We start from the raw sequence: 8,459 nt of genomic DNA on the forward strand, positions 1-8,459 counted from the left end.
AGAAGACATCGCTTCGACGACATCGGCAACCGCGAGTATTTGCGATTCGAGCATAATATTCCCGGTCTTAAGGCCGCGCGGGTAGCCTGAACCGTCGAGGCGCTCGTGATGCTGGAGCACCACATCTGCGATCGGCCAGGGGAACTCGATCGTCTTGAGGATATCATAGCCGACGCTCGGGTGGGTCTTGACGAGCGCGAATTCCGAAACGGTCAGCTTGCTCGGACGGCTGAGGATCTCCGCGGGAACGTAGATCTTGCCGATATCATGGATCAGCGCCGCCACCTGGATACCGCGGATCCACTCTTCAGGCAAATACATCTCCTTGGCAATTTCCTGGGCAAGCGCGGCAACCCTGAGCTGATGGCCGGTCGTGTAAGGGTCTCTCGCTTCCTGGATCTTAGCCATTGCCTGAAGCGTATTCTGAATTGTCTTCTCCAGTTTCACCAGGCTCTGCTGTAATTCGTCCTCCATTTGCTTGCGGTCAGTGATATTGCGCACCGAGACAAGGTTCGCGTCCTCGCTCCGGTATGCTATTCTCGTCACCGCAAATTCGCAATACCGGATGTCGCCGTGCTTTGTTACAATACGCACGTCATACGCCCTGGGAACATCCTCGCCCATTTTTCTGCGCAGGTCGATCTCCTTTACCTTGTCGCGGTCATTGGGATAGATGATCTTCCACGGGCTCGTGTCGTAGAGTTCTTCTTTCGAGTAATCCGTTATCTTGCAGAGCTGATCATTGACGAAAAGGAAACTGTTGTTTGCGTAAATGAAAATACCGTCACTACTGTGCTCAACAAGGGTCCGGTATTTTTCTTCGCTCTCCTCGAGCGCAACCAGCAATCGTTCCCGCTCGGTGACATCGCGGCAGACATTAGTGATCGCCACGATCTTACCTTCTTTGTATATCGCGGTGCCCGTGACTTCCATAATACTATAGCGTCCCTCGGCCCGGTTGAAACGCATCTTGTTAACGACGACATGGTTCTTTGCGCCCGTGCATAACTGCTCGCTGTCTTTCTTGATCAACTTAATATCATCTTCAAAGACAATATCGAGCTCGATGAAATTGCGGCCGATTAGGTCGTCCCTGCGTTTGCCGGTGAAATCACAGGCGATCTTGTTCACGTCGAGCAGCTTGAAATTAAGATCATAAGTAAAGATAGCGTTACCCGCGTATTCGTACAGCAGTCGGTAACGCTCCTTGCTTTCGCGCAATGCCTCATCCGCGTATTTCCGCTCGGTGATATCTTCCATGCTGCCCTGGAAGTAGTGCGTCTGGCCGTCGGGGTCGACCACGCCGCGGGCATTATCATTAACCCATAACACAGACCCGTCGCGCCTGCGCATCAGGCATTCGAAATTCCGGACAAAACCATCCTGCTCAATAGTATTCAACCATCTCGCGAAGTCTTCGGGGCTGAAGTGGAGGTCGGCAAGGTTCATCTTCATCATTGCATCGCGGTCCGGGTAGCCGAACATTTGAACAAGAACCGGATTGGCTTCCAGTATCTTGCCGTCCGGCGCCGCGCTGTACAAACCCACCGGCACATCCTCGAAAAGTGTCCGGTAACGCTCCTCTGCCCTCTCCTTTTCCTTGCGCTCGACCCGGCGGTCAACGACCGACCGCACCGCCGCGGGCAAACGCACGAAGTGCTTGGGCGATTTGATAACGTAGTCGTCGAGCCCGGCCTTCATCGCATCGACCGCTATCTCCTCATTGCCGGTGCCGGTGAACATGATCACCGGGCAGTCGGGCCTGATCTCTTTCACCTTATGCAGAACTTCCAAACCGTCGATCCAATGCACCTTGTAGTCGGTTATCACCAGATCGAACCTGCCCTCTGCCAGGGCTACGTCGAATTCCTCGAAGCTCCTTATCTGCTTCAGGTTGAGGAACGGAAACTCAAGGGACAGCGCGCGTACGGTAAGTGCCCGGTCATCAGGATTATCATCGATAACGAGTATCGTTCTCAGATTATTCTTAATGCTGTCTTTTGGCTGTTCGTCCTTAGTCATTGCCTACTTCCGCCCTTTTGTTAAATATCATCCAATAGTTATTCAACGTCTTCACCATCTCGACCAGCGCGTCGAACGTCACCGGTTTGACAAGATATGAATTCGCGCCAAGGTCGTAAGCGCGGTTAATATCAGAAGACTCGCTGGAAGCAGTGAGCACGACGACCGGCAATCTCTTGAGCGTCTGCTGCTGGCGCAGCCACTCGAGCACCTCATGACCTGATTTGCGCGGCAGTTTAAGATCGAGAAGTATGAGCACGGGCAAAGGACGCTCGATATATGGTTCGCGACCTGCCAGATATGATATGGCTTGCTCGCCGTCGTTCAATACTATGATCGGATTCGCGATCTTCACCTTCTGGAACGCACGCTTGATTAGGAGCACATCGTTGTGGTCGTCTTCGACCAGAAGGATCGTGTGGTTGTTCGCGGTCATCAGAATCCTTTCGCGCGCAGTTCGACCCAGAATTTGCTGCCCCTGCCCGGAGCCGAGTCGACGCCCGCCTTGCCGCCCATGCGTTCCAAACCTTTTTTCACGATCGCGAGACCCACGCCAGTGCCGGGATACGCATCCATGCCCTGAAGGCGTTCGAAGATACGGAAGATACGGTCGTGGTATTCCGGAGCAATCCCAATACCGGCATCCTCAACCCATAACCTGACCCTGCTGCTTAATGTCTCGGCCCAGATGTTTACTTTCGGTTTCACATCGGGTTCGACGAATTTTATCGCGTTGGACAACAGATTCGATAATACCTGGACGAGTGTAGCATGATCGCCCATGACCTCAGGCAAGGGACGCTCCACCCTGATCTGAGCATCCATCTTCTGTATGTCTGAACTTAATTGGTGCATCACCTCACCAAGCACGCCATCCAGGCTGACCGCGTTCGGTTTCAATGCCGAGCGGCTGAGCCGGCTGTATGCAAGCAGGTCCTGGATCAATATATCCATGTGCTGGGCCGCGGAAACGACCCTGTGTGCGTAATCCCTGCCTGTCTCGTCCAGCTTCTCGGCATAATCCTCAAGCAGAGCGCTGGCAAAACCTTCCATCGCCCTGAGCGGCGCGCGCAGGTCATGCGAAACCGAGTATGCGAAAGATTCGAGTTCCTTGTTCGCGGCTTCGAGCTGGTCGGTCCGCTGCGCGACAAATGCCTCAAGATGCTTGCGGTATTTCCTGAATTCTTCTTCGGCGCGCTTGCGCTCGCTGATGTTCCGCACAATTCCCTGCACAACCTTCTCGCCGTTGACGGCGAAAGTGCTTGCCGATACCTCAGCCGGGAAGGGCTCGCCGTTCTTTCTCTTTAAATCTATTTCGAAGACCGTCGCGCCGTCGCTAACGAGCGATTCGAGGGCGCTGCGATACTTGCTCTCTTCCGTAGCATTGACGAGGTCTGCCATGCTGATCGACATGATCTCGGACTGGTCATAACCAAAGAGTAACAGGAGTTTCTTGTTCACATCGATTATCCTGCCGTTCAGATCCTGAATGAAAATTGCATCGTTCGAATTCTGAAAGAGATTGTAGTACTTCTGCTCATTCTCTTTTGTTTTGTTGTATTCTTCCTTCAAATGGCTGCCGTTGTTACTGGCGACCACGGTCCGGCGTAGGTCTAATAATTCTTTCAGGAGTTGTTCTTTTGATTTTTCTTCGTCTTTCATATTTTCATATTGAAACAGGACGAAAAATTTTTCCCACTCTTGTGCGCGACAGGAAGCTGCGGTTTCACATACGTTCCGATAGATTTCGACAGATGCGAAATTATCGCAATTCTCATTCTTTTCTTAAATATACATACCAACGTGTAAATGTCAATAGCTCAGTTCACGCATTACTTTAACTATACCGGTTTCCTTCAACGGGGACACAAAAATGACATGCGGGGAATCGCGCCTTTACTTACCCAATAGGAGAAAACCACCTTAAAATCCGGCGTATGAATCGAGCATCGCAAACCACCAATCCAAGCATGTGAAAAAAGTACGGAAACAAAAGCAAGCTGGTTGGTGGGGTTTTCTTATTCCTTATATTTGCCAGACAAAACCTGGTTTTCTACCAGTTTTTTCTCTGATTTCGTTACCTAGTTTTTGCAGTTCCACAAGCTCGTGTATTTTTCGGCTGAACGACCTCCTGGCTCTATGTTTATGAAATCTGCGCTTAGCTTTGAAAATCTTTTTGCTCTTGTATTTGATGCTTTTACTTACCATGTAATTTAATGAATTGCTTATATCTTTTAGTTAGATTGTGCCTTCTCAAAATCCCATTCAATCTTCGTTTATCAACCTTCGCCTGATCCAACAGCATAATGATTCTCTCTTTGTCCTTGGGCCTGAAAACCTGCAGCATTATTGCTAAGAGGTGTTCTGCACTGAGCACCCTGGTGTTTACTCCCTTGAATTTTGTTTTTCGCGCACACTCAACTGCTTCTCTTGATAATTTATCGTATACTGGGAAGAACTGAACAGGAATGCCTTCGATGACAATATGCCCTTCCTGTTTCTTATAACCCTTTCTTGTCAGATATTGGTATATCGGTTTCAATATTTCTAATCCTTTTGGCTCTGTTTTGTAGGTGAAGAATATATCAAGATCGTATGTGAGAATTGTCTCTATATAATAAATTGCTCCTACGCCGCCCGCGATCGCGTAATTTTCAATAATGCCGTCTTCTTTCAATTCATTTATTATCGCCAGCGTCTTCTTCACGAACTATTGTAGTAAGAATGCATGAAAAAGTCAACAAAAAATCTACACATGATTTAGCGATGTCTACCTAACAGTCCGCAACAGGTACCGGTGGAACATCGTGGGAATAACGTTGGAGGATGATCTCGGTGTTAGCGATATTAACGGGATTAACGATAATAACGAACAAAACGAGTTTCTCTTATTAAGAAGTTTAAAAGTGTATGCCTGTCCCCCGAAATTTCAAAACGGGCAACATACTAGGGACATTGTCAAAAGTAAACACTCTATACCAGGATGCTCTACTGTACGAAATTTGTTGTGGAATTTCACCCGAGAAAGCTAATGAAAGTTAACAAAATATAGCAGGTTGGTGCTTGTCTATTGTAGAGTAAAGATTATTGGAATTGCTATCCAAACACGCACTGGTTTACCATCATGTTTTGCCGGTCTGAACTTAGCTTTTCTTGCTGCCTCGAGCGCTGGCTCATCAAGTATTGTACCTGCTGTTTTCAGAATCCTAGCATTTAAGACATCACCACTCGTATCAATCAACACTTCAACCACGATGTCACAGAACTCGCCATGCTGTCCTTTTGGATACAGCGCCTTCGGAATACTGAGCAGCTCTGGTTTTTCGTCTACTTCGTGATATTTATAAGTATCCGGTTCAATGACCTGTGGTTCTTGGTGTTCTTGACGGACATTTTTGCCCCTTCCATGTTTTGACAACATAAGAATTGTAATTAATACGATAGTGATCATCAAGGCTATCACCAATGCTTTTGACGACTTGGGAATAAGCCCGAACAATCTACGATTTTGCAGCGTCCCTTCTCCTTGCTGATTCATTATAATAGTAACGAAAGATAGGTCAAGAGGGTCTGGGATTGCCCAGTCGTCCTGTGTGCATTGTGGGGTTGAATCTTCACAAATCACAATTTACGGTTCTCGAAATTATTTCACTAACACTCCCGATATGATGGTGGCTTTTTGCGAATATCCAAAAGTGAACGTAAATATCACGGACGTCTGTACGGTACAAAATATGTTATGTAATTCCAGGAAAAAACGCCGATGAAAGTTAACAAAATATAGCAGGTTGGAGGTTGTGTTTAAAAGTGTATGCCTGTCCCCCGAGTTTATGTTCAGGTGTTGCCATACTTGACACCTCGATGGATAACTCTATACTGACACACAGATTGTATGCAGAAGAAGACTGTAGTCCCCAGTATCTTGTTATTGCCACTCTTGCTCTATTCCTCAGAGATATCCCTTGCTGAGAAGCCTAAATCCTCGACAACAGGTGTCTTATTGTCTATTGGATCTACTGTCGTTCCGGTCGGTCTTGGGTGTTTAATCTACGGAGCAGCCGCGTCGAAAGGAAATGATACTTTTATGTGGTGCGGCGGATTGCTCGCTGCAAGCGGCGCAATACTGGGTCCTGATGCCGGACATTTCTACGCTCAGCAGTGGTCAAAAGGAGGCGAACGCGCAGGCATCAGATTTACCATCGGGCTCGCAATGATGTTGTCAGCAAGTTATCTTGTTGTCGGTGGAATAGCAGGTTCGCTCGGGGCTTCAACTTCAGAAGATGGAACAGCACACGACCTGAGTTATTCTATATTAATACTGAGCACAGCTGCTTATGTCGGATACACGGTGTGGGATATTGCCACAGTTCCGGGATCAGTGCGGGAATACAACAGTTCAATCACAAAAAGTGACCAACTGAATTTTTGCCCATATTTGGATGTGCCCAACGGAAAATACGGCTTGTCACTGGTCTACAATTTCTAGAAAGAAACGTCATCCAGCATGCGGGATCCTCGTTACTCTACTGTCATTGCGAGGCTTGCGTCGCAAGGCGAAGCAATCTCACCCTTCTCGATTCGCTCCGCTCACTCGCTTGTCCTGCTAGCCGAAGGTTTCGAGCGTAGAGAGAAAAAGTCCCAATTCTGTTTGGGTAACCTCGTTAGCGGAAGAATAATGCCAACACCACCAATGGGATTGACGATACTACCGGGTGCGGCGCAAACAACTATCTAAATGGTATTTGTTTTTGTGCGAAGGTTCGAAAAGTAAACAGCATGTGTCGGGAATCTGTCATGCAATAAAATTGTCATGAAATTTCAGGCGATACCGCCGCCAAAAGTTAACAAAATATAGCAGGTTGGTGGTTTCCTGATGCCGGCCTTGACAGGAGATTGCTTCGGTTGGTTTTACCAACCTCGCAATGACAGACCATATTGTCATCGCGAGCCCAGCTCAAGCGGGAGTGGCGATCTCAATTTATTATGTCGACTTACTACCTCATCTTAATAATCTTCTCACAGGAAACCTGCTGCAAAGCAGGATGTTCGAACCGGATGAAATAAACACCTAGAGGGACCTGATTGCCGCTATCGTCATCGCCGTGCCAGGTGACACTTGATCCGTGATGAAAGGATTTGACTACCCGTCCACTAACGTCGTAGATCTTTACAACCGGATTCTGTAGCTGGTATTCAGTGCCCAGAATCGAGTATCGTATCTCAACCTGGTGAGTGAACGGGTTAGGAGTGATTTCCAGTGTGCCTAAGGAGATGTTGGCTCCAGTGTCCTCTTCTATTCCCACCTGATACTCGTAGATCTTCGTCTCATTATTACCGGAAATTATCACTTCCGATAACCCGTTGCCGTCAACATCATATACTCGCACACTCGAACCGCTGGCGTTGCCCGGTAAGGTTTCCCATACGTAAAAAGAATCATTACCTGCGGCTTTGATGATGTGCACGGTTTGTCTACCTTCCAGAGCAATTTCCGGGATACTATCACCATCCACATCGCCGACGTCTGAATAACCACCGTAATAATCACCACCCCATAGCGTGAACGTCTTTATGATCTCATAGGTATTATCACCGGTCGCCTCAAAGATGAAGGCATGGATCTCGGCACTTGGAATCACATATCCCTTGACGACAAATTCCAGTTTACCATCACCATCCGCGTCAGGGACAGTAAAACAATCTCGAATATTACCCATTGATAATTGGCCCTCATCAACTTTTTCATATGTGTTATTCGCAGGACTTTCATAGACCCAATACCATTCATTACCTCCGGCAAATACGCATTCAACACAATCATCTCCGTCAAAATCGCCAAAAGCATGTGTTGCTGCTGGTGCTTCCAACCCTAATGTGTCCGGATTATCAACAAAGATCAATTCGTAATTATTATCCCCCACTGATTCATAAATGCCGATATCGCCAAACGGTGTAGCTCTATTCTTCACGATTTCTGGCAGATTGTCTTGATCAATGTCATACACTGAAATCGGCAGCACCAGCGGTGGGCCAACAGTATCCCGCCACACCTCTTGGGTTGGATAGGAAGAAGAATCAGGGGATTCGAAGATCATTATGCCTTCGGCCCAAGAAGGAGTCTCAACATGAAATTGAAGTGCTAGATCATATAAACCATCGTTATCAAAATCACCTGAATCCCACAGTAAATCCCCACCAACAAGCGGAATTGAGTCAACATGCCACGTACCGGGCAGCTGGAGCTCGTATACATAAATATATGGTGGCCAACTGCCATACGTCGTGAAGGCAAATTCCATATGTTCATCACGATCCATATCTGCAATCTGAACAATGGTATTGCCAAAACCACTCACCCCCTGAGGCAAATACCATTTCTCAACGAAATTGCTGAGCAGTAATGGAAGTATCAAGAGAATCGTCATTTCCCTCTTTGA

Annotated in this window: 7 protein-coding genes; 1 reads left to right on the forward strand and 6 read right to left on the reverse strand. The window is 47.6% G+C overall.

Annotated features, from left to right (window positions below):
* The 5 genes from OEV79_11795 to OEV79_11815 all read right to left on the reverse strand — a co-directional run.
* On the reverse strand, positions 1-2,022 hold a 2,022-nt coding region (locus OEV79_11795), incomplete at its 3' end, for a PAS domain S-box protein (protein ID MDH4212118.1).
* Positions 2,015-2,458 carry a response regulator gene (locus tag OEV79_11800; protein ID MDH4212119.1) on the reverse strand — a complete coding sequence of 148 codons (444 nt, stop codon included), beginning with the start codon at positions 2,456-2,458 and terminating at the stop codon, positions 2,015-2,017. The genes OEV79_11800 and OEV79_11795, both read right to left, overlap by 8 nt.
* A complete protein-coding gene (locus OEV79_11805) occupies positions 2,458-3,684 on the reverse strand; it encodes a PAS domain S-box protein (protein ID MDH4212120.1) in 1,227 nt (408 codons plus the stop codon). The genes OEV79_11800 and OEV79_11805 overlap by 1 nt, the downstream gene beginning before the upstream one ends.
* Positions 3,685-4,219: 535 nt before the next feature.
* Complete coding sequence (locus OEV79_11810) at positions 4,220-4,729, reverse strand: hypothetical protein (GenBank protein MDH4212121.1); 510 nt, start codon at positions 4,727-4,729, stop codon at positions 4,220-4,222.
* Positions 4,730-5,089: 360 nt separating this feature from the next.
* Positions 5,090-5,560 (reverse strand): energy transducer TonB, encoded by a 471-nt coding sequence (locus OEV79_11815; GenBank protein ID MDH4212122.1) that lies wholly within the window; start codon positions 5,558-5,560, stop codon positions 5,090-5,092.
* Between the two features lie 354 nt (positions 5,561-5,914).
* On the opposite strand from OEV79_11815, the gene OEV79_11820 reads away from it, so the two are divergent.
* Entirely contained in the window at positions 5,915-6,508 is a 594-nt protein-coding gene (locus OEV79_11820; protein ID MDH4212123.1) for a hypothetical protein, read from the forward strand.
* Between the two features lie 508 nt (positions 6,509-7,016).
* Here OEV79_11820 and OEV79_11825 read toward each other — a convergent pair.
* A partial coding sequence (locus OEV79_11825) for a T9SS type A sorting domain-containing protein (GenBank protein ID MDH4212124.1) occupies positions 7,017-8,459 on the reverse strand: 1,443 nt, incomplete at its 5' end.

The organism is candidate division WOR-3 bacterium (genome assembly GCA_029858255.1).
Lineage (GTDB): Bacteria > Hydrothermota > Tepidihabitantia > SM23-42 > SM23-42 > SM23-42.